The sequence below is a fragment of the Vibrio sp. YT-19(2023) genome (genome assembly GCF_033337395.1).
Genome location: NZ_JAWOQN010000227.1, coordinates 1 through 928, shown reverse-complemented (window position 1 = coordinate 928; position 928 = coordinate 1). Strand labels below are relative to the sequence as shown.

Here is a 928-nt window from a genome sequence, read left to right as displayed (position 1 = left end):
TCGACTATCATTTATTTAATGATAATACCTTCAATAAAGATGCTGATGTTTTCACTTTGAATATTGAATCTGACAATGAGTTGCTTGACGTATTTTTACGTAGTAACAGCGCAGAAGATATTGCGAAAGCCGATTTCGAGCTCGATAGCCACTTCTTCTATGGCATTTTAGAAGAGGGTAAATTGGTTGCGGCATTAGCGTCATATTGCTACGAAGGAAAGGAACCATTTGAGTCGTTATCGTTACTGGTTAGCCCTAAAGCGAGAGAAAAAGGGTACGGTAAGCGCTTGCTTTCACACTTAGTGGCGGAGGTTAAAACGCGAGATCGTAAAGTGAGATACCGAGTAGATATCGAAAATACACCTTCGATTAAGTTGTGCGAATCTTTGGGTTTTGAAGCTTATAACCGATTGCGCGTATTTACTCAGGATGAATAGAAAGGAAAGTAATGGGATACACAGTAGGGAATGCTGTTAGAGAAGAAGCAGCTCAAATTGCTAAAATACATGTCGATTCGTGGCAGGTGGCGTACAAAGGGTTAATGCCACAAAGCTATATAGAGCAGTTTACCATTGAGCGCCGAGAAAGGATGTGGACACGAGTTATGACGGAGCAACTGGCTCAATTGATCGTGGTTGAGAAACAAGGGGAAATCGTCGGGTTTTTAAGTTACGAGTTGCCTAACCACACCAGTGAAGATAAAACGGCGTTGGTAACGTGTTGCTATGTCTCGCCGTTACATTATGGGCAAGGGGCAGGAAGTGCACTATTAGATGAGCTCGAAACACGTCTACTCTCTACGCCAGTAATGCAGATAAGTCTGAAAGCACTGAACACTAATAAGCAAGGGCTGAATTTTTACAAGAAGTGTGGTTTTGTGCGTACCGGGGAAGAAGAATCCGAAGTGATTGATAGTATGACGTTGACT

2 protein-coding genes are annotated in these 928 nt (G+C 42.3%); both read left to right on the top strand.

The genetic code is table 11. The features are described 5' to 3' along the window. Nucleotides 1-437 (top strand): GNAT family N-acetyltransferase (locus R7E78_RS25050; RefSeq protein ID WP_318058464.1); only part of this gene is annotated, 437 nt, incomplete at its 5' end. Between the two features lie 11 nt (nt 438-448). After that, on the top strand, nt 449-928 hold a 480-nt coding region (locus tag R7E78_RS25045), incomplete at its 3' end, for a GNAT family N-acetyltransferase (RefSeq protein WP_318058463.1).